The organism is Niastella soli (assembly GCF_017742245.1).
GTDB classification, from domain to species: domain Bacteria; phylum Bacteroidota; class Bacteroidia; order Chitinophagales; family Chitinophagaceae; genus Niastella; species Niastella soli.
This window is the reverse complement of record NZ_JAGHKO010000014.1, coordinates 418710-437905: the sequence shown is the minus strand read 5'-3', so window position 1 is coordinate 437905 and position 19196 is coordinate 418710. Positions and strand designations below refer to the sequence as shown.

The 19196-nt window shown below is 46.6% G+C and carries 15 protein-coding genes; 8 read left to right on the top strand and 7 right to left on the bottom strand.

From position 1 onward, the window contains the following. Positions 1–6 precede the first annotated feature (6 nt). The 5 genes from J7I42_RS30690 (at position 7) to J7I42_RS30670 (ending at position 8614) form a co-directional block, all read left to right on the top strand. Positions 7–1266: a peroxiredoxin family protein gene (locus tag J7I42_RS30690; protein WP_209143503.1), complete on the top strand. Its 1260-nt coding sequence runs from the start codon at positions 7–9 to the stop codon at positions 1264–1266. Between the two features lie 287 nt (positions 1267–1553). Beyond that, positions 1554–2144 carry an RNA polymerase sigma factor gene (locus J7I42_RS30685; protein ID WP_209143501.1) on the top strand — a complete coding sequence of 197 codons (591 nt, stop codon included), beginning with the start codon at positions 1554–1556 and terminating at the stop codon, positions 2142–2144. Between the two features lie 136 nt (positions 2145–2280). Further along, a complete protein-coding gene (locus J7I42_RS30680) occupies positions 2281–3522 on the top strand; it encodes a FecR family protein (protein ID WP_209143499.1) in 1242 nt (413 codons plus the stop codon). Positions 3523–3838: 316 nt separating this feature from the next. Beyond that, positions 3839–7228: a SusC/RagA family TonB-linked outer membrane protein gene (locus J7I42_RS30675; RefSeq protein ID WP_236065621.1), complete on the top strand. Its 3390-nt coding sequence runs from the start codon at positions 3839–3841 to the stop codon at positions 7226–7228. A gap of 18 nt (positions 7229–7246) precedes the next feature. Further along, on the top strand, positions 7247–8614 hold the full coding sequence (locus J7I42_RS30670; protein ID WP_209143496.1) for a RagB/SusD family nutrient uptake outer membrane protein: 1368 nt from the start codon (positions 7247–7249) through the stop codon (positions 8612–8614). Here J7I42_RS30670 and J7I42_RS30665 read toward each other — a convergent pair whose 3' ends face one another. The 3 genes from J7I42_RS30665 to J7I42_RS30655 all read right to left on the bottom strand — a co-directional run bounded on the left by J7I42_RS30665 (position 8615) and on the right by J7I42_RS30655 (position 10266). Next, positions 8615–8890, bottom strand: coding sequence for a DUF6520 family protein (locus J7I42_RS30665; RefSeq protein ID WP_209143495.1), 276 nt, complete (start codon positions 8888–8890; stop codon positions 8615–8617). 233 nt (positions 8891–9123) lie between these two features. Then, positions 9124–9372, bottom strand: a complete 249-nt coding sequence (locus J7I42_RS30660) for an HTH domain-containing protein (protein ID WP_209143494.1) — start codon at positions 9370–9372, stop codon at positions 9124–9126. Between the two features lie 153 nt (positions 9373–9525). Continuing rightward, positions 9526–10266: a M57 family metalloprotease gene (locus J7I42_RS30655; protein WP_209143493.1), complete on the bottom strand. Its 741-nt coding sequence runs from the start codon at positions 10264–10266 to the stop codon at positions 9526–9528. A gap of 105 nt (positions 10267–10371) precedes the next feature. Here J7I42_RS30655 and J7I42_RS30650 point away from each other — a divergent pair, with 105 nt between their 5' ends. Beyond that, positions 10372–11691, top strand: a complete 1320-nt coding sequence (locus J7I42_RS30650; protein WP_209143492.1) for a sulfatase family protein — start codon at positions 10372–10374, stop codon at positions 11689–11691. Positions 11692–12037: 346 nt separating this feature from the next. On the opposite strand, the gene J7I42_RS30645 is transcribed toward J7I42_RS30650, so the two are convergent. The 4 genes from J7I42_RS30645 to J7I42_RS30630 all read right to left on the bottom strand — a co-directional run bounded on the left by J7I42_RS30645 (position 12038) and on the right by J7I42_RS30630 (position 17226). After that, positions 12038–12619, bottom strand: a complete 582-nt coding sequence (locus tag J7I42_RS30645; protein WP_209143491.1) for a hypothetical protein — start codon at positions 12617–12619, stop codon at positions 12038–12040. Between the two features lie 162 nt (positions 12620–12781). Further along, positions 12782–14941: a xanthine dehydrogenase family protein molybdopterin-binding subunit gene (locus J7I42_RS30640; protein ID WP_209143490.1), complete on the bottom strand. Its 2160-nt coding sequence runs from the start codon at positions 14939–14941 to the stop codon at positions 12782–12784. Further along, a complete protein-coding gene (locus J7I42_RS30635; RefSeq protein ID WP_209143489.1) occupies positions 14938–15408 on the bottom strand; it encodes a (2Fe-2S)-binding protein in 471 nt (156 codons plus the stop codon). Before J7I42_RS30635 ends, J7I42_RS30640 begins: the two co-directional genes overlap by 4 nt. Positions 15409–15567: 159 nt before the next feature. Beyond that, the gene (locus J7I42_RS30630; protein ID WP_209143488.1) at positions 15568–17226 is read right to left on the bottom strand and encodes an ATP-binding protein; all 1659 of its coding nucleotides are present in this window, start codon (positions 17224–17226) and stop codon (positions 15568–15570) included. A 250-nt stretch (positions 17227–17476) separates the two neighbouring features. Between J7I42_RS30630 and J7I42_RS30625 the strand changes: the two genes are divergently transcribed. Beyond that, positions 17477–17878 (top strand): hypothetical protein, encoded by a 402-nt coding sequence (locus tag J7I42_RS30625; RefSeq protein ID WP_209143486.1) that lies wholly within the window; start codon positions 17477–17479, stop codon positions 17876–17878. 248 nt (positions 17879–18126) lie between these two features. After that, positions 18127–19089 carry a hypothetical protein gene (locus J7I42_RS30620; protein WP_209143484.1) on the top strand — a complete coding sequence of 321 codons (963 nt, stop codon included), beginning with the start codon at positions 18127–18129 and terminating at the stop codon, positions 19087–19089. Positions 19090–19196 lie beyond the last annotated feature (107 nt).

The window sequence follows — 19196 nt, the reverse complement described above, 5'->3', positions numbered from 1 at the left end:
TACGAGATGAGAGATCATATAAATAAAATAATGGCAGCCGTGTTGCTTATGGCTGGTGGGTTGATGGCCTTCACGACCGCGGACAAAAAGCCCTTCCTGAAAACAGGTACGTGGCGCGCCGTTTTGCAAAGACCCGATGGGCAACAGGTCGTTTTCAATTTTACTACGGCGGTAGTAAAGAATAAACAGGTGCTGTATGTAATAAATGGCAGCGAACGATTGCTGGTTGATAGTGTACATAGGGAAGGTGATTCACTTTGGATCACTATGCCGTTCTTTGCGTCGCGTTTTAGTGTCCGGGTATTACCTGATGGCAACCTGGAAGGAATATACAGCAAAAGCTATGGTGATAGAAAACAGGAGATCCCGTTTTATGCGCTGTATGGAAATAGCGAACGGTATACCCCAGCCGCCAAAGCCGTGTATAACGTCACCGGTAATTGGGAGACGAGTTTTAATAATGGGAAAAGAGTGGAGAAGGCTATTGGGGTATTTCAACAAAAAAGTAATGGCAAACTGACCGGCACTTTTAGGACCGCCACCGGCGATTACCGCTACCTGGAAGGTATTGTTAGTGGTGATAGTTTAAAATTATCAGGTTTTGATGGTGGTCATGCCATCTCGTTTATCGCCAAACTGGATAATGACAGCACCATCACCCAGGCCGGTTATTATTCCGGGGCTATCGCTCGGGAAACCTGGACGGCCCATAAGAATGACCACGTGCAATTGCCCGATAGTTACGAGCAAACAAAGTTAAAACCGGGCGAGAACAGGCTCAGCTTTCGTTTTCCAGCTACAAATGGTGATACCGTTTCCATTCAGGATGAAAAATATAAGAACAAGGTGGTAGTAGTACAGATCCTCGGTTCCTGGTGTCCCAACTGCATGGATGAAACTGCCTTTTTAAGTCAGTATTATAAACAGCATCAGCAGGAAGGAGTGGAGATCATTGGACTTGCATACGAACGGTCTACCAGTTTTGCTGATTCAAAAAAAGCACTGGCTCCTTTTCAGAAAAGATTTGCGGTAACATACCCGTTCCTGGTAACCGGAGTGGCGGTGTCAGATACCTTGCGGGCACAGAAAACATTACCGCAGCTGGAATCGATCAAAGCATTTCCTACCACCATCTTTATTGATAAAAAAGGGAATGTGCGTAAAGTACACACTGGTCTGGATGGCCCGGCCACCGGAAAATATTATGACGCCTTCAAACAGGAGTTCGATGAAACAATAGCTACGCTCTTAAAAGAAGATAAGTAGTAAGGCATCAACACACTATGAACAATGTATGCAATACGCCATCCGGCCCGGATGGCGTATTGTTTTTAGCCCACCTAAACGGCTGTAAAAATTTACGCATCATATATGCTGGATTTTGTAGCTTTGCATATTCCTGCAAGCTACATGTGTAGCTGTTACACGAGATTCCCCCGTCAGATTCCAACCAGTTTAAGTGATGATGTATTTGGAACCCTCCAAATATCAATTCATATGGCTTTAGCCAACCGTATGAAACCGACTTCTACATCACCTAATTATCTGTTCACATGAAAAATGAACCTATCGATGAAGTAGTGTTTTTACATGGGATCAATTGCCGGGACCGCATTATAGCTTATGAGTTTTATAAGCTGGTGTTCCCAAAATTATGTTGGGCTGCCAACGATTACCTCAATGATGAACATTATGCCTGGGACGTAGTTACCGCTGTTTTTGATCGTTTTATGGAGGAGAAAGAAACGTATGGGACCCTGTCGCATGTGGAGGCGGTATTATATAAAAGAGTGTGTTGGGCAAGTTTAGACAGGTTGAAAGCATTAAAAAGAGATAAATCGAACTATGGAACAAGTGAGCTGGATGTAGTGTCTGACGAGGAAGCTTCCATTGAAGACCTTATTGTAAAAGCAGAGTATTATAACCTGATAAGAGAGGCAATGAAAACATTGCCCGACAACTACTCCTTTGTGTTGGAAGAACTCTTTTTAAAAGGAACAAAGAGTGATGAAGTTGCCCGGCTGTTAAATACTACTAATAACGCGGTGTACATTATAAAGAACCGGGCGCTTAAAAGAATGTATCAAATCCTGAAAGATAAAAGCATTATAATCATACTCTTACTATTTTTTCCGCCCACCTAACAGGCGTCCTTAGCAGCTCCTTTCTCATTTTTTTAAAAAAAAGTTACCAGTAAGTGAAAGATCGAGGCCGGTTTTGTCTCTTTATAGGTAGCAGGGAATAAACCTTAATCTAGTTATCATCACTAATACTGGGTATATGGCTACAACGAAAACCAGGATAGCTGAATTGGCATTCAGGCACCTGACAGATGACCTTTCCAAAAATGACCAACTTGAATTAGATCAGCTCCTGCAGGATCCAACCAACCAAAAGCTCTTTCAGGCATTGACAGACCGTCGCCGGATCATGGCGGCAGTAAAGGGGATGCAGAACGCCGAAGCACAGGTGGATGCTTCCTGGCAGAAAATTGAAGCAGCACACCACCTCAGGGATAGGAATAAAGAAGCGGCTTACCCCTTACATAATAAATACACGGTCTGGAGAAAATACCGGGTAGCGGCTGCTGCGGTGGTGTTTCCCCTGGCAGGGTTTGTTGCCTGGTATCTCTGGCAACACCGGGAACAAGACGTAGTACCGCCGGTGACGCCTGCTGCGTCTACCATCCAGTATGCCAGTTATACGCCCAAACCCGTTAAAGCTTATTGGAAGCGGGCGGCTAACCTGGTTGTTTCGCTGGATGAACAACCGAACGGTGTGGTAGGGTATTCCGATGGCATGCCGGTAACAAAAAGCGACAGTGGATTGGCGTTCCCGGTTGCCCGGCGGAGTGATCTCCCGTTACCCGATACGGTACAAACAGTACTGACCTTAAAAGGCGGGTTTTACCCGGTGTGGTTACCCGATGGCAGCAGAGTATGGCTGAACAGTGCCTCTTCCGTATTCTTTGCTTCGGCATTCGACGGTAGTAAACGATTGGTATCGGTAACCGGTGAAGCCTATTTTGATGTGGTAAAAGACGGTAAACGACCATTTTATGTACTAACACCTGGTTTGAAACTGGAAGTACATGGCACCAAATTCAATATCCAGGCCTATGCAGAAGACAGTATTGTGCGCACCTCGCTGGTGGAAGGAAAGGTTACGGTGACGAAGATGGATGATAAACAATCTATCACCCTGAAGCCCGGCGAACAGGCGGTGCTCACCAAAAAGAAGAAACTGGAAAAAATAACAGGCTCGGCTTCGATCAATAAAGCCACAGCCTGGAAAAGCGGCAAGTTTGTTTTTGAGAACGATGATGTTAAATCGATCATTGATCAGTTGTGCCGCTGGTACGATCTGGAGGTGGAATACAAAGGGACTATTCCCACCAAAACGTTTAATGGAGAGTTTTATCATAGTGATCCCGTTGAAATGATCCTGGGGTATTTACATGACCGGTCCGGGATCAAATTTACCAGAGAAGGAAAAAAAATAATTATACAACCATTACCATGACCTTCATCCCGGCTGCACCTTGCGTCATTCTTTCAAATCCTTAGCCATTCAATCTTAGGTCTTTAGTTTTTTGGTTAAAGGCCGATCCTATCTAACTTGACCTTACCTATCTAGCTTAACCTTTTTCCTGACACTTATCCATCCTGTGCTTTCACCCTGCGGGCCTGTCTGGTCCGTGGGGTTTGTGAGTAATGGACGCGTTTAATTATTTTTTCTTTAACCTATTAAAACAAATCCTGGCTGGTCTGGAAACAGATTTTATTGCGATAACGTCACATTGGATTGGTTGCTGCAACAAGCCGGGTGATTGGTTAAGATGATTAAAGTAATGGTATTTACTGCTATGGTATGCTTGGTTGTAGTGACCAAGGGGTATAGCCAGGGGCAACAACACGCCCCAAAGAAGCTCATTTCAGCGCACTATGATAATGAATCCCTCTATAAGGTAGTGCGGGACCTGTCTAATCGTGCCGGGCTGCGTTTTTTGATGGACGCTGAATGTTCAAAGTATACTGTTTCGGTCACCATCAACAAAGACAATGCTACGCTCGAAGAGGTGCTTGATCTGGCCTTTAAAAAGCAGCCGGTAAATTACAGGTTATCACCTGCCATCATTATGGTGGTCCCCAAAAATGTAACGGGTCGGGTAACCGATCCAGAGGGTAAGCCCATTGCAGGTGTAACGGTCGCAGGCGTCATTCATAAATGCATGACAAATGAGAACGGCGAGTTCATGCTGCTGGAGGCTACCTGTGATCCATTTATTGAATTTAGTTGTGTGGGGTTTGAGACGTATCTCCATGAACAGTATGGTGATACGCTGGTAACTATCAAAATGAAGATCAATCCGGCCACACAGGACCCCGTTTATAAGGTCAACACCGGTTACCAATACCTCCCCAAAGAACGCGTTACTGGTTCTTTCTCACCCATTACCAAAAAACAACTGGAACGACAGGTTACTACCTCCATTCTGGACAAAATAGAAGGCCGGGGGGGAGGGGTGCTGCTTAATAAAAACCGCATGCCCGGTACCAATCTCCCTTTTATTGCGGTGCGCGGACAAAGTACCATCTCAGCTAATACCGAGCCTTTGTACGTGCTGGATAATTTACCTTATTATGGTAATATAGATAACATCAATCCCAACGATATCGAAAGTATTACAGTGTTAAAGGATGCGGCAGCTACCTCTATCTGGGGGGCTCGTGCCGGAAATGGCGTTGTTGTGCTGACTACCAAAAAAGGTAGCGAATTGAATAAGCCGGTGTTAGAATGGAACAGTGCCCTCACTATAACGGCAAAGCCCGATCTATGGTACCTCCCGTTTCCAAGCGCAAATGATTTTATCGAGGTGAATAAAGAGCTTTTTGACCAAAACTATTTTATAGAAAGGTTGAGCTCCTATTATGCGTTAGTACCACCCGATGTGGAAATAAGACAACAGAATAAGCTGGGAAACATGACAGATAAGGACATGGAAGCCCAGCTTAATACCCTGCGTGCAAAGGATGTACGTTATGACCTGAGCCGGTTGTACCAGACCGGGGTTACCAACAGGCATAACTTAAGTGTAACCGGCGGCACCGCCAATTTGAAATATTATTTAGGCGGTGGGTTTGAAAATGAGAACCGCACCCAGGTAAATTCCTACCGGCAACGCATTTCCTTAACAGGGAATCTAAACTTCAGTAAAAAAAATTATGAGTTGGGCATCCAGGGTTTTTTTACCGATACCCGTTCCAAGACCCATCCCATGCCAGACCGGCTTTATCCTTATTCCGAATTGAAGAATGTGATGGGCGACCCAAACGATGTGCCTCGTGACCTGAATGATCAGTATAAGGATAGTGTAAAAGGTATAGTGCAGGACTGGGCATACCGCCCTTTGCAGGAATACAACGAGAATGCCGCTTTTACAAAAGGAAGCCACACCCGGTTGACCATTACCGGTAAATTACAACTGACCAGCTATTTAACCGCTCAGCTTATTCTAGAACACCAGCAGGGATCAGATGAGCTGAATGAGGTCAAAGGGAGCGCTTCTTACTATGCCCGGAATTTGCAAAATAAATTTGCTGTCGAAAACAGGGGGGGAGCGGAATACCTCATCCCGCCGGGCGGGATCCTGGACTGGGAAACCAATGCCTATACGGCCAATAAGGCACGTCTACAACTAAATTTTGAAAAGAATAAAAATAGAAATTTTCGAATTTTGGCTTTAGGCGGCATAGAGGTCGGAAGGTTTAAAACAGACACTTCCGTGATGCGTTATTTCGGGTATTTTGGTGACCGCGATCGGGCCGTGGCGGCTACAAATTTTGAGGGCAGTTACCCGTTGTTGTATGATCAGTATACAATGGCAACCGTTCCCAACCTGAATCATATGGGCGCCCGATTTGATTATTTTCCTTCCGCATTTGCCAATGGGGCAGTCACAGTGTGGCGCAAATATACGTTCTCGGTCAGCGGACGGATGGATCAATCCAATCTCTTTGGGGTTAAAACAAATAACCAGACGGTTCCCCTGGGTTCGGTGGGGTTTAAATGGAATGTCGGGGATGAAACGTTTTATCCCTTACCGTTTTTAACTAATTGCATAATCCGGGCTTCCTATGGCTCCAGTGGAAATGTTGATAAAAGCACCACCGCTTATACTTCCGCACTGGCAGCACCTGTGAATCGGTATGGCGCCATTCCCATGGGGATCATTAGTCCCGATAACCCCTTTCTCCGCTGGGAAAAAAGTAAATTATTCAATGCGGGTGTAGAACTGTCAGATAGTAGGAAACAACTAGAGTTGGGGTTTGAGTATTACCACCGTAAGTCAAAGTTCTTATTGGGGCCCGGTGCTCAAGACCCTTCGCTGGGCAGTAGCTTTTTCTGGGGCAACAATGCCGCCATGGACGGCTGCGGTTTTGATGCCAGCATACAAACCAACCACTCCCTTGGCCGGAAATGGCGATTGAATAATTTATTGCTGTTAAGCAAAACCACCAATAAGGTTATTCATTATGATGCGCCTGTTACCCAGGCTTGGGTATATGCAGATCCAAAATATGTTACGCCAAAGGAAGGCGCCCCGGTTTATTCCCTGTATGCATTCAGGTGGGCGGGGTTAGATGCGGTGGGAGACCCGCTGGGATACCTGAATGGAGAAAAGAACAAAAATTATAGTGTACTGGTTGATACCTCGGCTGATAACCTGGTGCGAAAAGGTTCGGCCGTGCCCACTGTTTTTGGCAGTTGGTTCACTTCCCTGAGTTATGGACAATTTACGGTCTCCTTTACCCTTATTGGTAAGTTTAATTATTATCTCCGACGCAGCTCTGTCAATTACACGGACCCGTTGTTTGTTGCATTTGCTGGTTTGAATGATTATTCCAGTCGTTGGCAAGCCGGCCAGGAAAACAATACCAATGTTCCCGCGGTAAAAGCAAATAATCCGGACAGAGAGTTGTTTTATACCAACGCAGAACCCCTGGTGGTCAAAGGCGATCAGGTGCGGCTGCATGATGTGTCGTTCCAATATAATATGCCTTCTCCCATCGTGAAAAAGTGGAAGCTGCAAGCGATGAGCTTTTATTTGTATGGGCGGAATCTGGGGCCTATCTGGAAGGCGGCACCGGGTAATATTGACCCGGATTATCTCACCGGTTATCCCGCACCCCGGAATATAACGGTGGGGGTAAAATGTACTTTTTAAACTAGATACAAACTGGTTATGAAATATACTGTTGCGCTTTTTGTTTTATGGCAAATTATAGCCTGTAATAAAGAAGAGCTGTTAAAAGAAAACCCCACTACAGCCATTATTGTGCCCACCACGCCCGGGGATATGCAGGCCTTGTTGGATAATGAGGAGGTGTTTGCCTCAACCACCTCATTAAATTTTATCTGTGCCGATGAGTTTTACTTTACCGATGCTGCCTTCCCGGGTATGAAGCAAAGCATAACCAATGCCTATAAGTATGCCGATTTTTCATTTGATCAGGAAGAGGAGGTCCCCGACTGGAATAACGCCTACACCCAGGCCTTTTATGCAAACAATGTGTTGAAAGGAGTAGACCGGTTGCGTGGCAGCATCGATGATAAGCTGTTAGCTCCCTTAGCCGGGGATGCCCTGTTTAAACGGGCCTTTGCTTTTTTTAATGCAGCCCAGGTGTTTACCCTGCCGTATGATTCCCTTACTGCCGGGGATTATCCGGGTATTCCGCTTCGCCTGACGATCGATCGGGATGAAGCGCTGCCGCGGGGTACGGTGAAGGCTGTTTATGACAGGGTACTTGAAGATCTGACGAACGCTATTGATCTCTTGCCTGCAGGGATTGACCCCGTGCATCGCAATAGAAGCAACCGGCCGGCAGCCTATGCCTTACGCGCACGCGTGTATTTAAGTATGGGCGCTTATAAAGAAGCGCTAGATGACGCCTCCGGATCATTGGCGTTATTTGATACCCTGATAGATTTTAATACCGGTTTATACATGCCCAATTTGCCATTCGCCACCACCAATATTGAAACGCTTTACCAAAGCCGGATGGCTGGCGATGGAGATGTTTTGTATGATGCAATGGTTAAAAGACAGGCGTTGGTGGATTCAGGCTTGCTGGCCGAATATTCCCCCGGTGATCTGCGCCGGACGGTGTTTTTTACAAGGCTTTCGCCGGCTTCTTTTAAAGCCAGCTACTATGGCAAATTACATCCGTTTACGGGTATGGGTATTTCGGAGCTGTATTTGATCGCAGCGGAATGTAATGCGCGGCTGGGCGATGTAAATACAGGGCTCGATCTTTTAAATAAATTATTAAAAAGCCGTTGGAAAACAGGACAATATATTCCCTATACTGCAGCCACACCTGAAGAGGCGTTGCAGATAATTTTGCTGGAAAGGAGAAAGGAGCTTGTTTTCCGTGGCATCAGGTGGACTGATATCCGACGGTTAAACAAAAAGGGTCCTTTGCTAACACTGAAGCATAAAGTACAGGAGAATAGCTATGAGCTGTTTCCCAACAGCGGCAAATACGCATTACCGATACCGGAGCAGGTGATCCGGTTCAATAAGCTGATGTATCAAAACGAAAGAAGATGATCACTTCTTTTTATTTAGAAGATTTAAAGGGTAGTAGGCGCCCGTGCGGCAGGGGAGATAGGGCGATGAAAGGCTTGGTCGGTAATAGGTGCATACCCCAGAACCTCCTACGCAGGCATAATCTACCCCATCTTCACCAGCCTCCACATACCCGCCCATGAATATGCGATATTGAGTATAGTACGGACACATCTGGCTTTGTTTGGTGGAGGCAAAAGCACCTCCGATACCCACTGCTACAGCAGCGGATACTAGAATAAGTTTCCACTTTTTCATGTTATAAAATTTAAATGATCAAAGAAAGATTTAATTGAGTAAAGACATTCGAGTTGTTGTCATAGAGTAGTGATCGGAAAGAAGATCTGTTTTCCGTGAAAGCATGCTTTATATATAAATAACAACAGTATGTGACAGTTTGACAAAAAAATAGACAATAAAATAACACTTAAGCAGCGAATATTTGTGTAACACTGGAGCTGCCTGGCGCCTTTACTCGTATGTAGTTAAAATCAATTTTCCCCCGTAGTGCTGGCATTTATAAAGCGAAGGTTAAATCCGCCCTGGCGTTCATAATAATAACTTTGGCGCAGTTTGCTGTAAACAATGGGGGCGCCCTGTTCTTTCATAAATGATAAATACTCGTATAATAAACTCTCTGAAATGTGAAGCCTTTCTGCAAGTTGTTTTGGTGTACCGGTTCCCTTCATGCGGATAAGGCGATCGATGTATTCCAACCGGTCGAAATAATGCTTTGGCATAAGTTAGCAATTACGGCGCTAGAAATTTACGTATTTCTTCCATGATAAGAATAAAAAAACAATGCACATTTCCGTTAGGGAATGCAGTAAATAAAAAAGCCTTTCCGCTCCAGGGATGCCGGAGTGGAAAGGCAGTTAAAATACCCAAATAGGCTATAGAGGATACAATGCTACTGCCGCCTGTTTGTCTTTTGTTGAAAGCACGGTAGCGCCGCTGCCGCACTGGCCCCCGTTCATAATTGAGGACGCATCGGTGCCGCCAACGCCCGGTACGGCCGTTGCAGATGATTCGCCGATAGCCGCCCAGTTAGTATGTCTGTAGGAGACATTGTGCCCCATTTCATGGCAAATAGTGCGGGCCCGTTGCGCAAAACTATTACCGGCAATATAGTTCTTGTTGATCCGGATGGTGCCACCGGCATTACCACCGGAAGGGAAAGTCCCCGATCCGCAAACCCCGGAGCCCAGGTTGCTGTTGATGATCAGCACGTCGTAAGAAGTGCCGGTAACAACGGTCCAGTGGATCCGGCTACCGGAAATGTTGTTCCATTGGTCAATGGCTGAGTTGATCTCTGATTGCATAGAGGTCATGGTAGCATCTACTTTTAAGCGGATGTTGGTCACTTTGGTGCTGCTCACCAGGCTGCCGGTATAATATTGTTCGGCACTCTTATCCGGCACTTCCATGTTCTTGGGAAAGGAGATATCGCCCTCCACTATAAATTCGCCCGGTTTGTCCTCGATCTCACTGGCGGGGAAACCCAGGTTCAGGATGTAGGCGCGCACCCTGGCGGCGTTGTCGTCTGGGGTGACCTCTACGGTACTGCTTTTTTTACAGGCTATAAAGTTTATAGCAATAAACAGGGCCACAGGAAATAGTCGATTCCTCTTCATGTAGTTTTTGTTTTAACGTGATAAATAAGGTTCTTATGCCCAAGTTAAGGCAAGAGGTTCCGGTAATACTGGAGCCTGATTCGCTAAATACCTATCTTCACAACTATGAAAAAACGACTGCTTCTTAGTGCCCTGTTCTGCATGTATTTGTTGATGGCAGCCGCCCAGCGTCCTAATATCATTATTGTACTCACCGACGATATGGGGTACAGTGATCTCAGTTGTTATGGCAACCCGCTTATTCAAACTCCCTTTCTCGATAAAATGGCCAGCAAAGGCACCAAGGCCACCGGGTATATGGTTTCTTCGCCCACCTGTACGCCCTCGCGTGTATCGTTATTAACGGGCCGGTACTGCACCCGCAGCCAGTTGAATGCCCCCATTCCGCCTGGTAATAAAATAGGCTTGCCCGATGAAGATGTGACCATTGCCGAAATGCTGAAACCAGCGGGGTATAATACGTTCATGGTGGGCAAATGGCACCTGGGTGATATTCAACCCTATAATTATCCAACAGCCCAGGGTTTTGATCATTATTATGGATTGCTCTACAGTCATGATTATAAAGCGCCTTATGTTAAGACGGATACGGTGCTAAAGATCTACCGCGACAGAACCCCTGTAATAACCAGTCCGGGCGATACCAGTCTAACGACACTATACACTAAGGAAGCCGTAAATTTTATCAAACAGCAGTCAAAACAGAAACCTTTCTTTTTATACCTGGCCCACAACATGCCACACCTGCCTGTTGCGGCCTCCGGAAAATACAAAGGGAAGTCTGCCGGTGGGTTGTATGGCGATGTAGTGGAGGAGATCGACGCCAGCACGGCAGCCGTTTGGAAAGCCCTAGAAGAAAAGGGACTGGCCGACAATACCATTTTTATCTTCACCAGCGACAACGGTCCCTGGATCGATTTTCCGGGCCGGATGTTGGGCGACAGCCTGACCAAACCCTGGCATGTGGGCAGTACAGGTATTTTCAGGGGGAAGAAAGGGGAGAGTTATGAGGGCGGACATCGCGTACCCTTTATTGTATACTGGAAAAATAAAGTGCCTGCCCGTACACTCACTAATGCATTTACTTCTTTGGATGTGTTGCCTACGCTGGCTGAATGGCTGAAGCTGCCATTACCAACCGGCAGGACCATCGACGGAGAATCCATTGCCGGGTTGTTAAGCGGTAAGGATAGTCATTTTGAGCACAGTCCCATTTATTATGTGAACTATGGTATTCCCGAAGCTATCCGGGTGGGTGACTGGAAGCTTCGTCGTGCTGTACATGATATTGCCACCCCGCAGCTTGAGTTGTTCAACCTCAAAGATGATCCCCGCGAAAGGACCAATTTGGCGAATGCGTATCCGGAGAAGGTGGTTTCGTTAACCAAAATGCTTGATCAATTCAACGGGAATGGAGCTAATTAAATAGCAGTCGTGACATGATATGGACTAGGTTAACACGTTGACAAAGAAGATTGAAGTTGATCAGTTGACCTGTTGACCAGTTAACCAGTGCCGACGCTAGCGATCGGCATCCCGCCAAGCGAAGCTTCGTAGGGATTGACAAGGAAATACAGTTTAAGTTATTTAGTTCTTAGGTTATTAAGTTATTGGGTTTATATGTTGAAAGAGAGTTGTGAAAATAGTAGCGAACCTCAAATAGATTCAACCGGCGACCGTCTCGCCAAGTTTGGCGACGAAATGTAGAACCGCTCGAGTCCACCGGATATTCCCTATAGCTCAATAACCAACAAACTAAATAACTTACAAACTAATTAGGAACAACCGCACCCTTATCGATCCACAACTTAAACTGATTATAAAACTCATTATACGACATCGGCGGCTTGTTTCTGCCATCACCCGGTTCCCAGGCCCATTTAACCAGATCGGTCTTCATATGCTCAATTAGGTCCTGAGGCGATTTGCCACCATTTTGTTTGGGATCTTTTATTTGTAAGGCCAGCTCATGGGCAGTCTTGCCCTGGAACACCATCCGCATATCGGCAGGTGGTAAATGCCAGTCGGGTACACCGGGTGGCATATCCAGCCCCGGGGTGTTTTGCGGCTGGTGACAATTGGCGCATTTAAGCGCATAAACACCCTTGCCATCTGCCCCTCGTTTTACCCCTTGTGGGTGCAGGTGGTTGTCATCTCCCTGTAAAGGCACATCACCCGCCGGATGGCAGTTCATACACCGGGGCGACATAAACACCTTGTATACCTGCAAAAAGGCATTCTCCGATACGCTGCGATCACTAGTAACCTTGTTTGCCTTGTTGAATGACAGGGAGGCTGCTGTTAAAACAACAATAATACCTATTGAGCATTGCGTGATTCTACCGGTTCTCATATTGTTAATGCATTTTTGTTCTTTGGTGTATTTGCTTGCAGCCGTTTTTGTTTTCTGCCTTCTGCATCGCCCGCCGAAGCTTTACCGCCGTCGCCTTCGGCTATGGCGGTCGAAGAGCGTGGGGGGGCCTTCTGCCTTTTCCCCATTGCCTATTGTGTGCCATCAAGCCTGCTTAAGATCAGCAGGTTTCAATGGTAATTGACGTACCCTTTTCCCGGTAGCCGCGAAAATGGCATTGGCAATGGCCGGTGCTATCGGCGGTGTACCCGGTTCACCACAGCCACCCATTTTTTCTCCACTCTCCAGAATATGTACCTCGATCAGCGGCGCTTCATTCATGCGCAGGATCTTGTAATCATGAAAGTTCCGTTGTTTTACCTGGCCATTTTCCAAAGTGATCTCTCCATACAAGACCGCTGTTAAGCCAAAGATGATCCCGCTTTCCATTTGCGCCCGCACGCCTTCGGGGTTAATGGCTGTGCCACAATCCACCGCACAAACCACCCGATGCACTTTAAGCTGGCCTTTATCGATGGAGATCTCAGCCACCTGGGCCACAAAACTGCCAAATGATTCATGTACGGCGATGCCGCGGAATTGTCCGGCCGGCAATGGATTGTTCCAGCCCGCTTTCTCGGCGGCCAGCTCCAGAACGCCCAGGTGCCGTTTGCTTTTTAAGATACTTCGGCGATAGGCCACGGGGTCCTTGCCCGCGGCAGTGGCCAGTTCATCGATCAGTGTTTCCATTACAAAGGCCGTGTGGGTATGGCCCACCGAACGCCACCATAAAACGCTGACCGGTGTTTTGGGCGAATGCAGTTCAATGGAGTAATTGGGAATACTTTCCAGGTAAGGCGAGTCATTCACGCCTTCCACCGAAGTGGCGTCAATCCCATCTTTGATCATCCCTTCGAAAGGCGTGCCGGCTACTATCGACTGGCCAACGATGCGGTGTTGCCAGGCGGCAGGTAAACCATCGTTGCCCAGGCCAATAGTTACCTGGTGCAAAAATGCCGGGCGGTAATACCCCCCGCGCATATCATCTTCCCGCGACCATACCAGCTTTATGGGTTTGCCACTTGCCTTGGCCACCTGTACCGCCTCGCTCACAAAATCAGAACCTGGGGTCGCCCTTCGGCCAAAACCGCCACCCAGGAACTGGGTATGCAGGGTAACCTGTTCTGGTTTAAAGCCCAGTATTTTGGCCGCAGCGGCCTGGTCGAGCCCGGGCATTTGCGTGCCGGTCCAGATCTCACAGGTGTTCCCGGTTACCTTCACTGTGCAGTTCATGGGCTCCATGGTGGCATGCGCCAAATAAGGGAAGATGTATTCAGCCTGGATCTTTTTGGTTGTTTTAGGCATGGCTTCATCAACAGCGCCAGCCTTACCGGCAGGCGTGCCTTTGGTGCCCGCCAGTTTTTTATATTCCTGAAATTGGGAGACAGTGTCAAAGCTTTTGCCTGCACCTGGGTCCCAGTCTATTTTCAGGGCGTCCCTTCCTTTTTTAGCGGCCCAGAAGTGATCGGCTATTACGGCCACTCCGGTGGGTATTTTCACCACATCCCGCACCCCTTTCACGGCTTTGGCCGCAGAGGCATCGAATGTTTTAACCGTACCACCAAAGACGGGGGAGTGGGCCACTACAGCTATCAGCATATCGGGGAAATACACATCCAATCCGAATTTGGCGGCGCCATTTGTTTTGGCTTTTGCATCGAGCCGCCGCATGGGTTTACCCAGGTACTGCCAGTCTTTTTTATCTTTCAACGTAACGTTGGTGGGCGCTGGCAATTTGCTGGCAGCTTCGGCAAGCTCGCCATAGGAAATGCGTTTGTCGCCGGCTATTACAAACCCTTTTTCAGTTTTGATAGCGCTCACCGGTACATTCAATTTTTGGGCGGCGGCCTGTACCAGCAGGGCCCTTGCTGTGGCGCCGGCATTGCGGTACCTGTCAAATTCACTCCAGGTGCTGGTGGAGCCGCCGGTTATCTGAATGCCATAAGCGGTGTGTTTATAAGGTTCGCCCGGAGGCGCATGTTCTACGGAGATCTTATCCCAGTCACAATCCAATTCCTCGGCCATCAGCATAGGCAGGGTGGTCCATACACCCTGACCCATTTCCACATGGCTCAGCAGGATCTTGATATTATTGTCGGGGGTGATACTCAAATAGGCATTGGGTACAAACAGTACATCGGCTGAAGCGGCTTTTTCACCCAGCCTTTTGGCACTGGCGGGAATAAAAAACGATACCAGCAACCCGCCGGTAAGGGTGCCACCGGTTTGTAAAAAGCGGCGCCGGCTATAAGTGGTTGAGCTCATTGTACACCTCCTTCTTTTTGCAGACTGGCTGCGCGGTGAATGGCCTTGCGAATGCGTTGATAGGTACCACAACGGCATATATTACCACTCATGGCATCATCAATATCCTGATCGGTGGGATTGGGATTTTCGCGCAACAATACTGCTGCCGACATGATCTGGCCGCTTTGACAATACCCACATTGTGGCACATCTTCTTCAGCCCAGGCCCGTTGCAGGGGATGGGTATTATTGCTGGAAAGGCCTTCGATAGTTATAACTTTTTGATTGACTGCCCGGGCTACTGTAGTAACACAGGAGCGTACTGCCTCGCCATTTAAATGCACGGTACAGGCGCCGCATTGGGCCATGCCGCAACCATACTTGGTACCGGTTAAATGCAATACATCCCGTAACACCCAGAGTAAAGGCATGGTGGGTTCTACATCAACCGTATAAGATTGATCGTTCACAGTTAGTGTTATCATATAGCGTTGATTAAATGCTATACTAAATTAATCAAGAGGGCCTGAACACGAATTGCCCAATTCAAACAATCACTTGCATAATTCAAACAGGGCGTCGCTCAAGGATGTGTTAAATTACAAAGGTCGTTATGGAATTAAGGAGATGACGGGTTGCCGATTTTAATCAACTAACTGAACAATGCGCTTGTACAACTCGGCAAATTCAAACGGTTTCGTCATGTATTCATTCATGCCGGCATGTAAACATTGCCATTGTTCATCCTTCATGGCTGTGGCGGTCATGGCTATGATGGGCGTGGTCAATCGGAGCTGATGGCGTATATAGTAGGTAGTGGCATAGCCATCCATTTTGGGCATTTGCAGGTCCATAATGATAAGGTCGTACACTTTGTCCTTTTGTAAATGCTGTACGGCTTCTTCGCCGTTATTAGCAATGGTTACGGATCCACCGGCTTTGCGCAATACGAACTCAATTAATTTTTGGTTTATTTCATTGTCTTCGGCCACCAGCACATTTTTACCAGCCAGCAGGTTTTTGTATTCCTGGATGGCTGCAACAGCAGGTGTTTCCATTGCCTGTTTGTTGCTTAAACCGTAAGGCAGGTAGAATTGAAAGGTGGAACCCTGGCCTACGACGCTGGTCACTGAAATATCGCCACCCTGTAATTGCAGCAATTGTTTACAAATGGTAAGACCAAGACCCGTGCCGCCAAAACGCCGCGAAATATCATCACTGGCCTGTGAAAAACTGTCGAAGATATAACCGATGCTTTCTTCGGGAATGCCCACACCGGTATCTGTTATTTTGAAACAAATGACCATGGTGTCGGCCGTTTGTTCCTGAATGCGCACATCGATGTTGATGGTGCCTTTATTGGTGAATTTGATGGCGTTGCTAAGCAGGTTATTCAGCACCTGGTTCAACCGGTGCGGGTCGCCAGTAACAAGCTCAGGTATACCGGGATCTACGCTTATTTGCAATTGCAGCCCTTTTGAATGGAGCGGGTGCGCAAAAAGCGACCGGGTGCTGGTCAATATTTCCCGGATGCCAACGTCTATTTTTTCAAGATGAAGTTTGCCGGCCTTTATTTTAGAGAAATCGAGGATGTCGTTGATGATGACCAGCAGGGTATTAATGCTTCGTTTTATCATGCCGGCCATGTCCTGCTGTTTTTCAGAAAGCGGGGTTTCCAGCAACAGATCGGTCATGCCCTTGATACCATTCATAGGGGTCCTGATCTCGTGGCTCATATTGGCCAGGAATTGTTCCTGCATTCTGCGGGCCTGTTGGGCCTCTCTAATGGCGGCCATCAATTGCCGCTGGGTTTTTTTATGGCGGCTAATATCTTTATTTACCATTAGCAGAATGATCACCACAAACAAAAAAGCGCCCACCCGGCCTGAGATCAAAAACGCAGCCATACGCTGGTTCACCAGTTTGCTGGCAGCCTTTCTTTTTACCAGCAACTGTTTTTCCTCATGGAGCATGGCGTACAATAACTTAACAGTTGCTGCATTGGGGCGTTTGGCGGCAAGATATTGGCGCAAAACAGGCAGGGTATTGCGGAGGTCGTTGTTTTCGCGGTTTATTTTTTCCAGGGAATCGAAAAGCAGGTGGGAAACAGCGCCGGTTTCATATACCGAGGTTATAGCCATTTGAAGCGCCTCGATGGTCTCGTAGGTTTGATTGATAAAGGCGCTGCTTTTTTCGATGTTCTTTTTACCGGAATAAATAAACCCGCTGGCCACGCCCAGCGTAATCACGGAAAATAATAAGAGCCATGTTATTTTTCTGTGTATAACAATGTTACGCTTCAAAATTGACCTTTCGGGTTTAAACCATTCCCTGTATGTTGTTGAAATGGCGCGCCTTTATTAATAATGCGATTTTTTTTAATTTATTATCTGCGTTGGAAAATAAGTATTAGTCCGGCAAACTGGCTAAAGCCGGGCGGGTAGGGGCGTGGACCATTGTGTAGGGTGGCCGCTTTACTGTATAATTGGTCCCGGTTATCGGAAAAGCGGTACAAATTGTATATTCGTAGAGGAGCTCCCTAAAGCCATCTGTATGCAAGAAAGCAATCTCATCAAGTCGTTGCAATATTTGGAGGATACCGGCAAGCATATATCAACTGAGGTGAAAAACAGAAAGCGCAACCTGAGCAATTATGATGGGGATTTTGAGACCTGGTGGAAGTTTTACAAGGACCTGGTCCCGCATTTGGATAATTACGCTACCGGGCAAAATAATGAGCACATCAATGAGCTGGTAAATAAATACCAGGAATTCATTTTACCACTCGATAGTTACTTCGTGCCGGCAGAACACCATACCTCATTATTAAGTTTTATTATCAAATGGATTACCGGCTCCGGCAAGATGGGCCGGCAGGATTTAGGTATCCTGCTGGAAGATATCAGCAATAATGTGGGCAACCTCCTGTACCAGGTAAAGATCAATGCGGCGTAACATTTTGCAAGCGTGCAAAATTAAATAATATGGCACAAGCGTCCGCTAGTGCCTGGAATGAAATCACATTACCCACACATTCATCGCCCAAATCAACACACTTATTCCCCAAATCTGCACGACTATCAAATGATAGACTGATTTTTTATGCATCTCCTATATTTGTCTTCGTCTAACCACACTCGTCTGAACTGCATAAAAAACGGGCTGGTACTTATTTCTATACAATAACAACAATTTATGCTTTTATGAAATTTCGTATAATCTCGTCTAACCTGATCTGTTTGGCTTTTATTTCATTCTGTTCACTTCCCTTATCTGCGCAATGGTTATATAATGCTGCTGCTGGCACTGAAATATTTACTGGTAAAGTTGGTATTGGTACCACAACGCCTCAGGCATTATTGGACCTTGGAACAGGCGCTGGTGGTAAAAGATTGTTTGTGTACAATAATATTGCTACCAATGTGCAGGCAGGTTTCGGAATTGATATGTCTGGTAACGGTCGCGAATTGGCTGTTTTTCATCCTACCAGTAACGGGAGTGATGGAGATATTTCTTTTGGAAAGGTTTTAGAAAATACCGGAGCTTATACCGAAAATATGCGAATAACCGGAGATGGCAAAGTTGGTATCGGTACCGGTACAGTTGCTCCTCAGGGTAGATTACATGTTGCTGATGCGACAAATCCAGCGGCTATTACATTGGGCGTTGATGCCACTGCGGGGGGATATACTACGCTTGTGACCTTTTTAAGTACTGTTAGCAACGGCTATGCAGGTCTCCAGGCGGTTAAATCATCAGGATCATCCTGGGGCGACCTTATTCTCAATCGTGACGGTGGAAACATCGGTATTGGCACGGCTAATCCCCAGGCCAAGCTGTCTGTAAAGGGTGACATCCTTGCCCAAAAAGTAAAAGTAACCTTAACAGGCTGGTCTGATTATGTTTTTTATCCTGAGTACCGCCTGCGCCCCCTCAATGAAGTAGAACAATACATCAAACAATACCATCACTTACCCGAAGTGGTTTCTGCTGAAGAAGTAGAAAAGAACGGGGTGGATGTAGGTGACAACCAGGCTACGCTGTTAAAGAAGATTGAGGAACTGACATTGTATGTGATTGAGCAGGATAAAAAAATAAAGGAGATGGAAGCATTGAAAAAGGAAGTTGCCGAATTAAAAGCGGTTATACGGGAAATGCGGAACTAATATTACCATTCTTATTTTCCAACTTAATATAATTAGAAATATAGGGACTATAAACTGGTGCCACATTGAGTGAAAAGTTAATGGCCATATAATTTGTTTAATAACCC

Excerpts from the sequence above, each read along its gene's own strand:
- J7I42_RS30690 (WP_209143503.1), top strand. The coding sequence starts at position 7 with ATGAGAGATCATATAAATAAAATAATGGCAGCCGTGTTGCTTATGGCT.
- J7I42_RS30685 (WP_209143501.1), top strand. The coding sequence starts at position 1,554 with ATGAAAAATGAACCTATCGATGAAGTAGTGTTTTTACATGGGATCAAT.
- J7I42_RS30680 (WP_209143499.1), top strand. The coding sequence starts at position 2,281 with ATGGCTACAACGAAAACCAGGATAGCTGAATTGGCATTCAGGCACCTG.
- J7I42_RS30675 (WP_236065621.1), top strand. The coding sequence starts at position 3,839 with ATGATTAAAGTAATGGTATTTACTGCTATGGTATGCTTGGTTGTAGTG.
- J7I42_RS30670 (WP_209143496.1), top strand. The coding sequence starts at position 7,247 with ATGAAATATACTGTTGCGCTTTTTGTTTTATGGCAAATTATAGCCTGT.
- J7I42_RS30665 (WP_209143495.1), bottom strand. The coding sequence starts at position 8,890 with ATGAAAAAGTGGAAACTTATTCTAGTATCCGCTGCTGTAGCAGTGGGT.
- J7I42_RS30660 (WP_209143494.1), bottom strand. The coding sequence starts at position 9,372 with ATGCCAAAGCATTATTTCGACCGGTTGGAATACATCGATCGCCTTATC.
- J7I42_RS30655 (WP_209143493.1), bottom strand. The coding sequence starts at position 10,266 with ATGAAGAGGAATCGACTATTTCCTGTGGCCCTGTTTATTGCTATAAAC.
- J7I42_RS30650 (WP_209143492.1), top strand. The coding sequence starts at position 10,372 with ATGAAAAAACGACTGCTTCTTAGTGCCCTGTTCTGCATGTATTTGTTG.
- J7I42_RS30645 (WP_209143491.1), bottom strand. The coding sequence starts at position 12,619 with ATGAGAACCGGTAGAATCACGCAATGCTCAATAGGTATTATTGTTGTT.
- J7I42_RS30640 (WP_209143490.1), bottom strand. The coding sequence starts at position 14,941 with ATGAGCTCAACCACTTATAGCCGGCGCCGCTTTTTACAAACCGGTGGC.
- J7I42_RS30635 (WP_209143489.1), bottom strand. The coding sequence starts at position 15,408 with ATGATAACACTAACTGTGAACGATCAATCTTATACGGTTGATGTAGAA.
- J7I42_RS30625 (WP_209143486.1), top strand. The coding sequence starts at position 17,477 with ATGCAAGAAAGCAATCTCATCAAGTCGTTGCAATATTTGGAGGATACC.
- J7I42_RS30620 (WP_209143484.1), top strand. The coding sequence starts at position 18,127 with ATGAAATTTCGTATAATCTCGTCTAACCTGATCTGTTTGGCTTTTATT.